The following is a 13,389-nucleotide window of genomic DNA, read 5'->3' on the forward strand; positions in this document are numbered from 1 at the left end:
CGGATGACGTCCGGGCCGTGCGGGGTGCGCCTCGGGGGCGCGGGTCACACCTGGGAAGCGGGCTCCTGCGCGGGAAGGCTGTCCATGAAGGAGCTGACGGAGAAGACCGCTCGGCCCGGACCGGGCTCTCCGTACCCGGGCGGCGACTTGAGCCCGAAGTCGTCCATCGTGGCGCGGTAGGCCTCCAGCAGACGGATGTGGTACTCCAGCGGCGCACCGTGCGGGTTGGCCTTGCCCAGCGGGGTGGTCGGCTCGGGGCACCAGGTGGTGAAGCGGGGCGTGATGCCGTGCGACATGAAGAAGCGCAGTCCCTCGGTCGTCGACGCGATGGCCTCGTCGACCGTGGTGAAGCCGAACGGCTCGGCCATCTCCACGCCCGCGACGAAGTTGGGGATCACGTTGCGCGCGCCGAAGATCTCGGCGGAGTCGAGGATGCGCTTGTGCCACTCGTCCCTGCCGACGTAACGCTCCTTGCCGGGGCAGTACAGCTCGAACAACCGGCGGTCCCACACCTCGTAGTTGGGGTGGTAGATCTGCACGCCGTAGTCCTTGAACCGCTGCACGTCGTCGCGCGGCAGCGCCTGGGCCACCACCTTGCCGATCCACCGCCCCGGGAACCGCTCCTCGATGGCCTTGGCGTAGTGCCCGTAGAAGTCGGCCTCGTCGCGCCCGGCGACCGTCTTGGTGATCGCGCCACCGGTGAGGGTGTAGGCCGTCGACGCCTTCGCGGTGTCGTAACGGTCGATGATCTCCAGGGCTTCGAGGACCTCCTCGACATCCTTCACACCGGTGTACGGGCGGCCGGCGGCCTTGTGCTGGCGCCAGTTGTGGTTGATGTCGCAGTACTGGCACTCCTCCTTGGCACCGAAGTACTGGCACACGCGGAAGACCGTGAGGTAGATGAGGTAGCCCCACTGGATCGTCGGGGCCACCTCCATCACGGACTTCCCGTTGGAGAGGGTGTGCCGGTAGTACTCGGGCATCGGCGGCACCCCGACGTCGGAGATCCGCTTCCCGTCGAGGTAGAGCCCGAGGACGCCCTCGTCGTCGGCGGCGACGCGGTACGGCGAGGCGGGATTGACGCGCACGGACACGACGGTGCGCCGCAGGTCGTACGGGCCACCCGTGAGGATGATCTCCTCGGGCGGGCGCCGGAGCGCGGCCTCACCGAGCTCGGGCAGGGTGCCGTGGTCGAAGGAGAAGATGAAGTACGACTTCGGCTTGACGTCGCCGCTCTCGTTGTCGCTGAGGGCCGAGGCGTCGAAAGCCACGCCCCCGCGGAGCAGGTCCTCCTTGATGACGGCTTCCCGCGGTACGTGCGGGAACCGCTCCATCAGATCCTCGACCAGCGCGGTGCGGCTGCCCATCCCGATCTCCTCGCTCCCGACCTGCTTCGTCTGCCGTGTTCGACTCCTCACGGTATGCCCCCGCTCGGACATCGGCCGTGCCGGGTCCCCTCGCGCCGCGCGACGCCCACCGCGGGACCGGATCTCGTTTGCTCCGTCCGGGCGCCGCTGCGAGAGTCGTCGCCATGCCTTCCTTCACCGCGTACGACGGGACCGAGCTGACGTTCGACACCTTCGGGGACGGCTCACCGGTGGTGTGTCTGCCCGGCGGACCGATGCAGGACTGCGGGTATCTCGGGGACCTGGGCGGGCTGTCCGCCCACCGGCGGCTGATCATGATGGACCCGCGTGGCACCGGTGGGTCCGCGATCCCGGCGGACCCGGCCTCGTACCGCTGCGACCGGCTCGTCGACGACGTCGAGGCACTGCGCGAACACCTCGGCCTCGACCGGATGGACCTGCTCGCGCATTCCGCCGGGACGAATCTGGCGCTGCTCTACGCGCAGCGCCGTCCGGAACGTGTCGCGCGGCTCGCGCTCATCACGCCGAGCGTCTTCGCCGTCGGGATCGAGATCTCTCCCGAGGTCAGGCGGGCGACGGCACTGCTGCGCCGGGACGAGCCGTGGTTCCCGGAGGCGTTCGCGGCGCTGGAGGCGATCGTCGCCGGAAACGGGGACGCCGACGCGTTCCGGGCCATCACCCCCTTCTGGTACGGCCGTTGGGACGAGGCCGCGCGGGCGCACCGGGACGCGGAGGACGCGCACAAGAACCACGAGGCCGCGGCCCGCTACGCCGTCGGCGCCTTCACCCCGGACGCCACCCGGGCGGCGCTCGCCCGCCTGGCGTCCCCGGGTGCTGGTACTCGCCGGGGAGGTCGACCTGAATTCCCCGCCTCCCGCGATGGCCGGGATCGCCGCACTGTTCCCGCACGCCGAGCTGGTGGTCCAGCCCGGCGCGGGGCACTTCCCGTGGCTCGACGACCCGGAACGGTTCGTGTCCACGACGACGGCATTCCTGGCCCGGCCCGCTCACCGGGGTCTTCCCGCCGACGACACACCACCCACCGGCTGACGCGTACGGGGCCGGGCGCAGCAGGCCGAACCCGACGGGGCGCGCCTGCCGGGGCCCTGCCCGGTCGGACGCGACGGGGCCGCCCGCCGGATCGGGCCTCGCGGCTCGGGCGCGACGGGGCCGCCCGCCGGATCGGCGTCGCGCCCCGCGCGCGACTGCCGGGGCGCGGCTACCGGTGCCTTGCCCGATTGGGCGCGACGGGGCCGCCTGCCTGATCCGGCGTCGCCGCTCGCACGCGACTGCCGGGGCGCGGCTACCGAAGCCCTGCCCGGTCGGGCACGACGGGGCCGCCCCCCTGATCGCGCGTCGCGGCTCGCGCGCGCCTGCCGGAGCCCTGCCCGGTCGGGCACGACGGGGACGCCTGCCGGACCGGCGTCGCCGCTCGCGCGCGACTGCCGGGGCGCGGCTACCGAAGCCCTGCCCGGTCGGGCACGACGGGGCCGCCCGCCTGATCGCGCGTCGCGGCGCGCGCGCCTGCCGGAGCCCTGCCCGGTCGGGCACGACGGGGCCGCCCGCCTGATCGGGCGTCGCGGCGCGCGCGACTGCCGGGTCGCGGCTGCCGGGCCGGGTCCCGCTGAGACAAGTGCGCCTATCGAAGCCGCAGTTCAGGCGCGATGCGAGCCAGGCCGCCGGTCCAGGCATTCGTGAACGCCCGGGTGCCTTCGCCCACAGGCGGCCTGCTCACGCACCCCGGCGGGGGGCCCGGCCCAGGCGTCGGGCCCTCGGGCGCCGGACTCAGGCGGCCCGCTCCAGATCCTCCCGGTCGATCCGGAACTCAAGCCGCCCTCCCGACAGCAGGCGTTCGACCTCCCCCAGCACGGTCAGGCCGAGCCGGGCGACCTCGTTGCCCTGCGAACCGGCCAGGTGGGGGGTGATGAACGCGTTCGGGAGGTCGTGCAGGGGGGAGTCGACGGGGAGCGGCTCGGGGTCCGTGACGTCGAGGATCGCGCTGATCCGCTCGGCGCGCAGCGCGTCGACGAGGGCGGCGTGGTCGACCAGGGAGCCGCGTGCGGTGTTGATCAGGACCGATCCGGCGGGCATCAGCGCGAGTTCGCGGCGGCCGATCAGATGCCGGGTCTCCGGAGTCTCCGGGGCGTGGATCGTCACGATGTCGCTGCCGGCGAGCAGGGCGTCGAGCGGCAGCAGAGGGACACCGAGGGCGGCGGCCCCGGCCGCGTCCACGTAGGGGTCGGCGAGACTCACCGCCAGGTCGAAGGGCCGGAGCAGTTCGATGAGGCGCCTGCCGATGCGGGAGGCGCCGACGATGCCGACGCGGCGGCCGAAGTTGCCGAGGCCGGGGAGGATCTGCCCGTAGGGGAAGGTCCGTTCGGTGCGCAGGCGGTCCCGGTGGGCGAAGACGTCCTTGCCCGCGAGCAGGATCATGGCGAGCGTGTACTCGGCGACGGGCAGCGCGTTCGCGGCGGCGGCCGACGACACGACGATCCCGCGCTCCCACACCGCCGGCGTGGCGAAGCTCTTGACGGAGCCCGCGGCGTGCAGCACGGCCCGCAGCTTCGGGGCCGCGTCGAGCGTGCCGGCGTCGAGGACGGGGCACCCCCAGCCGGTGATCAGGATCTCGGTGTCGGCGAGGCGGGCCCGTACCCGCGGATCGGTGAAGTCGCCAGCCACCGAGGAGAGATCGACGTCCACCAGCTCGCGCAGCCGGGCGAGCACGTCGGGAGGGAAGATCCGCGTCACGTTCTCGGCGGTCATGGCGAACATCGCCACAGGACGCTCGGGCGACATCACCACAGGACGCTCGGGCAAGGAGGTGGCCTTCCGGTTCGGTGACGCCGACGACAGCAAGCGCTCTCCACGGTAGATCGCGCCACGTGAGAGGGTCAACGGGCCGGTGTGCCTGCTCGGCGGACCGGCAGGGTACGTTCCCCGGGTGGTCATCGCACCGGCCACGTACGGCGACTCCACGGGAAGGGACGACAGGGATGACTCGGACCCTGACCAACTGGGCCGGCAACATCACGTACACGGCCGAGGAGCTGCACCGGCCCGCCGCACTCGACGCGCTGCGCGCGCTGGTGGCGGACAGCTCCCGCGTGCGGGTGCTGGGCAGCGGGCACTCGTTCAACGAGATCGCCGAGCCGGGCCCGGACGGCGTCCTGCTGTCGCTGACCGCGCTGCCGCCGGAGGTGGACGTCGACACGACGGCCCGTACGGTACGGGTCTCGGGCGGCGTCCGGTACGCCGAACTCGCCCGCCTGGTGCACGAGCACGGGTTCGCGCTGCACAACATGGCCTCCCTCCCGCACATCTCCGTGGCGGGTTCGGTCGCCACCGGCACCCATGGGTCCGGAGTCACGAACGGGTCGCTCGCCTCCGCCGTGCGCGAGGTCGAACTGATCACTGCGGACGGCTCGGCCCTGACGATCGGCCGGAGCGAGACACGCTTCGACGGCGCCGTGACCTCGCTGGGCGCGCTCGGTGTGGTCACCGCACTCACCCTCGACCTGGAGCCGGACTTCGAGGTGAGCCAGCACGTGTTCACCGAACTCCCCCTGGAGGGACTGGACTTCGAGACGGTCGCCGCGTCGGCGTACAGCGTGAGCCTGTTCACCGACTGGGGGCGTCCCGGCTTCCGGCAGGTGTGGCTCAAGCGGCGCACGGACCAGCCGCTGCCCGACTTCCCCTGGGCGGCGCCCGCGACCGAGGCCCTGCACCCGGTACCGGGCATGCCCGCCCGCAACTGCACCGAGCAACTGGGCGTTCCGGGGCCCTGGCACGAGCGACTCCCGCACTTCCGGGCCGAGTTCACCCCGAGCAGCGGGGCCGAGCTGCAGTCGGAGTATCTGCTGGCGCGTTCGGACGCCCTGGACGCGCTGCACGCCCTGGACGCGATCCGTGCGACGATCGCGCCGCTGCTGCAGATCTGCGAGGTGCGGACCGTGGCGGCCGACGCCCAGTGGCTCAGTCCCTCGTACGGCCGGGACACCGTGGCTCTGCACTTCACCTGGGTCGAGGACACCGAGGCGGTGCTGCCGGTGGTACGACGGGTCGAGCAGGCGCTTGACCCGTTCGAGCCGCGGCCGCACTGGGGCAAGGTGTTCACCGTACCGCCGACGGCGCTGCGCGAGCGGTACCCGCGGCTGGCCGAGTTCAGGACACTGGCCGACGAGCTCGACCCGACGGGCACGTTCACCAACGCCTTCGTGGGGGACTTTCTCCACCCCCTTTCCTAACCCCTTGTCGAAATTCCCCGGCAGGCCATAGCCTTGCGCAGCGCCGGGGCCGACGGGCCTCGTCATGGCGCGGAGGGGACCGACGGAAGCGTCCGGTACCGTGCCGCCCCGGGGCACCCCGGACCCCGGCCCGTAGATCTGGTCGGCCGAAGCGCCCGGTACCCGGTGCGCGGAAGCGAGGGGAGCCTCATGAAGCGCGGTACTTCACGCGACATCCGCACCGCGAACCGATACGAGGTGCTGCGCCAGATCATCGCCGAATCCCCCACCTCGCGACAGGAGTTGGCGGCGGCGACCGGGCTCAGTCTGGCCACGGTGGCCACGCTCGTCGGTGAGCTGCTCGACCTCAGGATGCTGACCGAGGTGGGGTTCGAGGACTCCGCGGGCGGCCGGCCGCGTGGGCTGGTGGCGGTGAACGCGGCGGGGGGCGCCCTCATCGGGGTCGACATCGCGGAGACGTACGTCCGTGTCGAGCTGTTCGACCTGGCCCTGAACGTGCTCGCCCGCGCCGACGAGGACATGCGCCCCGGCGAGAGCCGCCCGGAGCAGGTGGTCGGGCATGTCGCGGCCGCCGTCGGCTCGGTGGTCGCGCAGGCCGGGGTGGAGGGCGCGCGGGTCCTCGGCGTGGGCGTCAGCGTCCCCGGGCAGGTCGACCGGGACACCGGGATCGCGGAGTACGCGCCCAACTGGGACTGGCACGACGTGCCGTTGCTCGATCTGCTCGCGGAGCACATCGCCTACCCCCTGCACCTCGACAACCCGCTGCGCGCCTGCGCCGTCGCCGAGTTGTGGTTCGGCGCGGCCCGTGGACGCGGTGACGCCGTGGTGGTCAATCTGGGCACGGGCGTGGGCGCCGGTCTCGCGCTCGGCGGCGGGCTGCACCGAGGAGTCAGCAACAGCGCCGGCGAGTGGGGCCACACCACGCTCGTGCTGGACGGGCGACTGTGCCACTGCGGCAACCACGGCTGCGTGGAGACGTACGTCGGGGCACCCGGCATCATGCTGAATCTGCGGGAGTTGAGCCCCGGGAGCGCGCTGCTGCACCCGGAGGACCAGACCGCCACCATCGACGCCCTCGCGGCGGGGGTCGCCGCGCAGGACCCGGTGGCCCTCAAGGTCGTACGCGACACCGCCCGTTACCTCGGCGCCGGGATCTCCGACCTGGTCAACCTGCTCAACCCCGAAGTGGTCGTGCTGAGCAGCTGGGTCGCGGCCACGCTCGGGGAACCGTTGCTGCGCGAGGTGCGCGAGGCCGTCGCCCGGCACGCGCTGCGGCGCCCGCTCGCGGCCACCGAGATCGTCCTCTCCCCCATTCCGACCGACCCCGTCTGCCTCGGCGCGGCGACGTTCGCCCTCGAAGGCGCACTCCAGTCGGTGGGCCAGCGGCCGGCCAAGCGGGCCGCTGCCGCGAGGAGCCGTACAGCGCCTCCGGCGTGACGGCGAACGGGATCCGATCCAGCGCGGGCCACTCCAAGTCGGCACGTATCACGACGAGTTGAGCGTAAGCGGTCCGCCGCGGCGGTGGACCGCGACCCCGTCGCGTCCGGTATCCCGAACCCCCGGCAACGCTTCACACCGACTTCGTCCAACCCCTTGCCGAAGCCTTAGCAGAAGGTTAACGTCCCGCACCGCACCGCGAATTCGAGCCGCAGCCGCACTCAGACCGCATCCAAGACAAGGACGTCACCATGTCGGCATTGAGCAGCAACTGGGACCGTCGATCCGTACTGCGGGCCGCCGCCGGCCTCGCAGCCCTCGGGCCGCTGGCCGCGTGCGGCAGCAACAACGGGCGTTCCGGGGGCGGGAGTTCGGGCAAGGGGCTGGTCCAGTACTTCCACGCCTACGGGGAGGCCGGCACCGAGCAGGCCATCAAGAAGTACGCGAAGGCCTACGACAAGGCCCAGGTGAACACGCAGTGGATCACCGGCAGCGACTTCGAGAGCAAACTGTTCGCCTCGCTGCTCACCAAGAGCGCGCCCGATCTCTTCGAGTTCCACCCGCAGATCCAGCTCGTCAAGAGCGGCCAGGTGGCGGACCTGAGCGACATCATCGATCCGGTCAAGGACGACTTCAATCCGGCCGACATCGCCTCGCACACGGTCGACGGGAAGATATACGGCGTCCGGATGATCGACGACCCGCAGTTCTTCTTCTACCGGCCCTCCCTGCTGGAGAAGGCGGGCGTCAAGGTGCCGACGACCCTCGACGAACTCATCGAGGCCGCCGCCAAGTTGACGACCGGAAAGGTCAAGGGCCTGTTCATCGGCAACGACCTGCACGCGGTCATCAACCCGATGATCTGGTCGGCGGGCGCCGACACCCTCGACTCGAACAACAAGATCGCGTACCACACCGAGGGGGTCAAGGAGGGCTTGAAGAAGATGCGGGGGCTCTTCACCAGCGGCCACCTGCTCCTCGACGCCCCGGCCGACTACTGGGACCCGTCGGCGATCAACCAGGGCCTGTGCGCGATCCAGTTCTGCGGGATGTGGGCGATGCCGCAGATGCAGCAGGCGCTCGGCGACGACATCGGGGTCTTCGCCTTCCCGAAGGTCACCGACTCCGGCAAGCCCTCCGTCTACAACGGCGGCTGGTCGATGTTCGTCAATGCCAAGGGCAAGAACGTCGACCTGGCCAAGGAATACGTGAAGTGGCTCTGGATCGACCAGAAGAAGTACCAGGAGGACTGGTCGCTGTCGTACGGCTTCCACATCCCGCCGCGCACCTCGCTCGCCGCGTCCGCCACCAAGCTCAAGTCGGGCCTGCCCGCCGAGGGCGTCAAACTCTTCGGCGAGTACGGGCACTTCGACAACATCGGCTGGACCCAGTCCATGATCACCGCCCTTGAGGACGTCTTCGCCAACTGCGTCCGCAAGAACGGGGATCCGGAGGCGGCACTCGACAAGGCCGACCAGACCGTCAACCGCGAGCTCAAGAAGCTCTTCGGATAGACCGACGGACGGGCTGCGACATGTCGACCACCACCTCACGCGGTGTCTCGCGCCCCGCCCCGGCCGAGGCCACGACGCCCCGGCCGCGGCGGGGACTCCGGGGCGGCGCCACCTTCCACTTCTGGCTCTTCACCGGCCCCTTCCTCATCGGTCTGCTCGTCTTCGTGTACGTGCCGATCGGCTGGAGCCTGTGGCTGAGTTTCTTCGAGGCGCGTTTCACGGTCACCCCGGACAAGTTCGTCGGCTTCGACAACTACCGGCAGATGCTGGAGAACAGCGACTTCACCGGGTCGCTGCTGACGTTCACCGTCTTCGCCGCGTTCATCGTGCCGCTGACCTGGGCGCTCTCCCTCGGCCTCGCGCTGCTGGTGAACCGCCTGCGGTTCATGCGGGCGTTCTTCCGGTCGGTGTTCTTCCTGCCGACCGCGTGCAGCTATGTCGCCGCCTCGCTGATCTGGAAGATGTCCATCTTCAGCGGGGTCCGCTTCGGGCTGATGAACACCGTCCTCGGCTGGTTCGGGGTCGAGAACATCGCCTGGCTGGCCGACCCCGATCCGCCCTGGTACTGGCTGGTCATCGTGAGCGCCCGGCTCTGGCTCCAGGCCGGCTTCTACATGATCCTCTTCCTGGCCGCCCTGCAGAACATCCCGCCGGAGCTGTACGAGGCCGCCGCGATCGACGGCGCCAGGCCCGGCTGGCAGACCTTCCGCCACATCACCCTGCCGCAGCTGCGGGCCACCTCGACGGCCGTGATCCTGCTGCTCCTCGTGGCCGCCTACCAGGCCTTCGACGAGTTCTACAACCTGCTCTCGAAGACCACTTGGGGCCGCCCGCCGCTCGTCGAGCTGTACTACACGGCGCTGGGCCAGGCGCAGGACTACGGCGCGGGCAGCGCGGGGGCGGTCATCCTCACCCTGCTGATCTGCGTGGTGACCCTGCTCCAGGGCACGTTCATGGGATTCGGACGCGGGGAGGAAGCCGAGTGACCGCCGTCATGCCGGGCCGCAAGGCCCACGCCGCCGGGCCGCAGAAGCGCCGGCGGGACCGGGGCGGAGTCCTCGGCAGCACCGGTCTGTACGTCGCCACCGGTGTCGCCGGTCTGCTGTTCCTCGTCCCCTTCTATCTGCTCGTGCGCAACTCCCTGTCGACCGACGCCCAGATCACCGGCGAGAACTGGCAGTTCTTCCCCACCGACCTCAAGTGGGGCAACATCCGGGAGCTGTTCGACGACCCCACCGTCCCTTTCGCCCGCTCCCTGTGGAACTCCGCCGTCGTCGGGGTCCTGCACACCCTCGGCACCCTGCTGGTCTGCTCGCTCGCCGGCTACGGCCTCGCGCGGATCCCGTACAGGCACGCCGACAAGGTCTTCTACGGGGTGCTGGTCACGCTGATGGTCCCCTCCGCCGTCACCTTCGTGCCGAGCTTCGTGCTCGTGTCGTCGCTCGGCTGGGTGGACAGTCTTCGTGGTCTCATCATTCCGGGGCTTTTCAGCGGTTTCACGTGCTTCCTCTTCCGGCAGTACTTCTTGGGGTTCCCGAGGGAGCTGGAGGAGGCGGCGCGCATGGACGGGCTCGGCTACTGGGGCGCGTACTGGCGCATCGTCGTGCCGAACTCCCTGAACTTCTTCGCCGCGATCGCGACCATCACGTTCATCAGCGGCTGGAACGCCTTCCTGTGGCCGCTGGTCATCGGCCAGGACCCCGACGCCTGGACGGTCCAGGTCGCCCTGTCCTCGTACATGACGAACCAGACCGTCAACTTCCATCTGATCTTCATGGCCACGGCCATTTCCATCCTGCCCCTGGTGTTCGTGTTCCTGTTCCTCCAGCGCTGGCTGGTCCAGGGAATCGCGCAGACCGGCATCAAGGGCTGAACTAGGAGACGCATGTCTTTCCGCACCTCTCCCGGACTACCGGCCTCTCCCCCGTCCGCCACCGACTACGTCGAGGACGTCTCCCCCGGCAGCGGCGCTCTCCCGCCGCGCGCCTGGTACGCGGCCTCGGACGCCAGGTCCCTTTCCCTGAACGGCAGTTGGAACTTCCGGCTGTCGCCGACCGCCGACGCCGAGGACGACTCCTTCGCGGCCGAGGGGTACGAGCCCGGGGGCTGGGCCGAGGTCCGGGTCCCCGGCCACTGGGTGCTGCAGGGTCACGGCGCGCCGATCTACACGAACCACCTCTACCCGTTCCCGGTCGACCCGCCGCGCGTACCGACCGAGAACCCGACCTGTGACCACCTGCGCCACTTCGGCCTGCCGCCGGACTGGCCGGCGGACGGCGGTTCGGTCCTGCGCTTCGACGGGGTCGAGTCCTGTGCCCGGGTCTGGCTGAACGGCACGGACCTCGGCGAGTTCAAGGGCTCGCGGCTTCCGCACGAGTTCGCCGTGGGCCATCTGCTGAAGCCGGGCACCAACGTGCTCGCGGTCCGGGTGCACCAGTGGTCGGCGGGCTCCTACCTGGAGGACCAGGACCAGTGGTGGCTGCCGGGCATCTTCCGTGACGTCACCCTGCTGCACCGCCCGGCGGGCTGCGCGCTCGACTTCTTCGTGCACGCCTCCTACGACCATCACCAGGGTCTGGGGACCCTGCGCATCGACTCCGACGTCGACGGGCGGGTCCTCGTGCCCGCGCTGGACATCGATGTCGAGACGGGCGCGGCGGTCACCGTGCCGGTGCTGCCGTGGACGGCCGAGACACCCCGGCTGTACGACGGCGAACTGGTCACCGAGGGCGAGCGCGTCCCGCTGCGCGTCGGCTTCCGTACCGTCGCCCTTGAGGACGGCCTGATCAAGGTCAACGGCACGGCGATCCTGTTCAAGGGCGTCAACCGGCACGAATGGCATCCGGAGAACGGCCGCGCCCTCGATCCGGAGACCATGCTCGCGGACGTGCTGCTGATGAAGCGGCACAACATCAACGCCGTGCGCACCTCGCACTACCCGCCGCACCCCGCCTTCCTCGACCTGTGCGACGCCTACGGTCTGTGGGTCATCGACGAGTGCGACCTGGAGACCCACGGTTTCACCGAACAGGCCTGGCGGGACAACCCCGTCGACGACCTCCGCTGGACACCCGCGCTGCTCGACCGGGCCGCGCGCATGGTCGAGCGCGACAAGAACCATCCGTCCGTCGTCCTCTGGTCCCTCGGCAACGAGGCCGGCACCGGGCGCGGACTCACCGCCATGGCCGAGTGGATCCGGGAGCGCGACAGCTCCCGGCTCATCCACTACGAGGGCGACCTCGACTGCCGTGACGCGGACGTCTATTCACGCATGTACGCCGACCACGCCGAGGTCGAGCGGATCGGCCGGCACCTGGACGGCGGAGGTCTGAGGCGACGTCAACTCCCCTTCATTCTCTGCGAATACGGGCACGCCATGGGCAACGGCCCCGGCGGACTCGCGGACTACCAACGCCTCTTCACCGCGTACGACCGCGTCCAGGGCGGCTTCATCTGGGAGTGGATCGACCACGGCGTCAAGGACGAGCGGTACGGGTTCGCGTACGGCGGGGACTTCGGCGAGGAACTGCACGACGGGAACTTCGTCTGCGACGGACTCCTCTTCCCGGACCGGACGCCGTCCCCCGGGCTCGTCGAGTACAAGAAGGTGATCGAGCCCGTCCGCATCGACGGCGGGGGCGCCGGCGCCCCGTCCGAACCGGGCCGGGAACCCGTCACGGGCTCGGACGGCACCGTACGCGTCACCAACGGGTACGACTTCGCGGACCTTTCCGCCCTCGCCTTCGAGTGGTCCTACCAAGTGGACGGCGAGACCGTCGAGTCGGGCCCGCTCCCGGTGCCCGCGCTGGCGCCGGGCGAGTCGGCCGACGTCAAACTGCCGGCGCCGCCCGCCGACCCGAGGGGCGCCGAGACACGGTGGACGGTCCGGGCGGTGCTGGCCGAGGAGACGGCGTGGGGGCCGCGCGGCCATGTCGTCGCCTGGACCCAACTACCGTTGACCGAGGCTGCCTTGCCGCCTTTCACGCCGTCCGCGGTTCCGGTGCGCGACGAGCGGGTGATCACCCTCGGACCCGGCACCTTCGACGCCCGCACCGGTGCGCTGCTGGCCGTCGGCGGGGTCGAGGTCACCGGTCCGCGCCTCGACGTGTGGCGCGCCCCGACCGACAACGACAACGGCGCGCGCTGGCAGCCGGACGCCCGCTACGGCCCGCTCTGGCGCACCCTGGGGCTGCACCGGATGCGGCACCGCCTGGACGGGGTGGAGTCGGGCGACGACGCCCTGACCGTACGGACCCGGGTGGCGCCGGCGGCCCGGGAGGTGGGCCTGCGCACGGTGTACCGGTGGACCTCCGACGGCACCCGGCTGCGTCTGACCGTGTCCGTGGCGCCCGAGGGCCACTGGAAGCTGCCGTTGCCGCGGCTCGGCGTCCGGCTCGGGCTCGCGGGCTCCGCGGACCGGGTGACCTGGTTCGGCGGCGGACCGGGCGAGGGATACCCCGACACCAAATCGGCTTGCATGACGGGTCGTTGGGAGTCCACGGTCGACGCGCTGCAGACTCCGTACGTGCGCCCGCAGGAGAACGGCGCCCGGCCCGACGTCCGCTGGGCCGAGATCGGCGGTCTGCGGATCGAGGGCGACCCGGCCTTCTGGTTCACCGCGCGCCGCTGGACGACCGAGCAGCTGGACGCCGCGGACCATCTGGCGGACCTGCGCCCGGGTGACACGGTCTGGGTCAACCTCGACCACGGACAGCAGGGCATCGGTTCCCAGTCCTGCGGTCCCGGCGTGCTCCCCCGGTATCAACTGCGGGCCGCATCAGCGGAGTTCTCGTTCGTCTTCTCGGAGATCCGGGACTGAGGCCCGGG

At 70.9% G+C, this 13,389-nt stretch carries 9 protein-coding genes and 1 pseudogene; 8 read left to right on the top strand and 2 right to left on the bottom strand.

Features of this window, described 5'->3' with window-relative positions:
• Positions 1-44 precede the first annotated feature (44 nt).
• The gene (locus tag ACIQRL_RS14495; protein ID WP_401331397.1) at positions 45-1,367 is read right to left on the bottom strand and encodes a radical SAM protein; all 1,323 of its coding nucleotides are present in this window, start codon (positions 1,365-1,367) and stop codon (positions 45-47) included.
• Between the two features lie 254 nt (positions 1,368-1,621).
• Here ACIQRL_RS14495 and ACIQRL_RS14500 point away from each other — a divergent pair.
• Both ACIQRL_RS14500 and ACIQRL_RS14505 read left to right on the top strand, forming a co-directional pair.
• A pseudogene (locus ACIQRL_RS14500) lies at positions 1,622-1,879 on the top strand (alpha/beta fold hydrolase); the annotation flags it as partial.
• Positions 1,866-2,417: an alpha/beta fold hydrolase gene (locus ACIQRL_RS14505; protein WP_401331748.1), complete on the top strand. Its 552-nt coding sequence runs from the start codon at positions 1,866-1,868 to the stop codon at positions 2,415-2,417. The pseudogene ACIQRL_RS14500 and the gene ACIQRL_RS14505, both read left to right, overlap by 14 nt.
• Before the next feature lie 735 nt (positions 2,418-3,152).
• Here the strand turns inward: ACIQRL_RS14505 and ACIQRL_RS14510 are convergent.
• A complete protein-coding gene (locus tag ACIQRL_RS14510) occupies positions 3,153-4,130 on the bottom strand; it encodes a hydroxyacid dehydrogenase (RefSeq protein ID WP_401331399.1) in 978 nt (325 codons plus the stop codon).
• A gap of 230 nt (positions 4,131-4,360) precedes the next feature.
• On the opposite strand from ACIQRL_RS14510, the gene ACIQRL_RS14515 reads away from it, so the two are divergent.
• From ACIQRL_RS14515 to ACIQRL_RS14540, 6 genes are all read left to right on the top strand, one after another.
• Positions 4,361-5,611: an FAD-binding protein gene (locus ACIQRL_RS14515; protein ID WP_401331401.1), complete on the top strand. Its 1,251-nt coding sequence runs from the start codon at positions 4,361-4,363 to the stop codon at positions 5,609-5,611.
• A gap of 189 nt (positions 5,612-5,800) precedes the next feature.
• Positions 5,801-7,048, top strand: coding sequence for an ROK family transcriptional regulator (locus tag ACIQRL_RS14520; RefSeq protein ID WP_401331403.1), 1,248 nt, complete (start codon positions 5,801-5,803; stop codon positions 7,046-7,048).
• Positions 7,049-7,299: 251 nt separating this feature from the next.
• Positions 7,300-8,562, top strand: coding sequence for an ABC transporter substrate-binding protein (locus ACIQRL_RS14525; RefSeq protein ID WP_401331405.1), 1,263 nt, complete (start codon positions 7,300-7,302; stop codon positions 8,560-8,562).
• 20 nt (positions 8,563-8,582) lie between these two features.
• Positions 8,583-9,548 carry a carbohydrate ABC transporter permease gene (locus tag ACIQRL_RS14530; RefSeq protein ID WP_401331407.1) on the top strand — a complete coding sequence of 322 codons (966 nt, stop codon included), beginning with the start codon at positions 8,583-8,585 and terminating at the stop codon, positions 9,546-9,548.
• Between the two features lie 8 nt (positions 9,549-9,556).
• A complete protein-coding gene (locus ACIQRL_RS14535; protein WP_401331749.1) occupies positions 9,557-10,435 on the top strand; it encodes a carbohydrate ABC transporter permease in 879 nt (292 codons plus the stop codon).
• 12 nt (positions 10,436-10,447) lie between these two features.
• Positions 10,448-13,381 (top strand): glycoside hydrolase family 2 TIM barrel-domain containing protein, encoded by a 2,934-nt coding sequence (locus ACIQRL_RS14540; RefSeq protein WP_401331409.1) that lies wholly within the window; start codon positions 10,448-10,450, stop codon positions 13,379-13,381.
• The last annotated feature ends 8 nt before the right edge of the window (positions 13,382-13,389 follow it).

This window comes from Streptomyces sp. NPDC091209, from assembly GCF_044757755.1.
GTDB lineage: Bacteria > Actinomycetota > Actinomycetes > Streptomycetales > Streptomycetaceae > Streptomyces.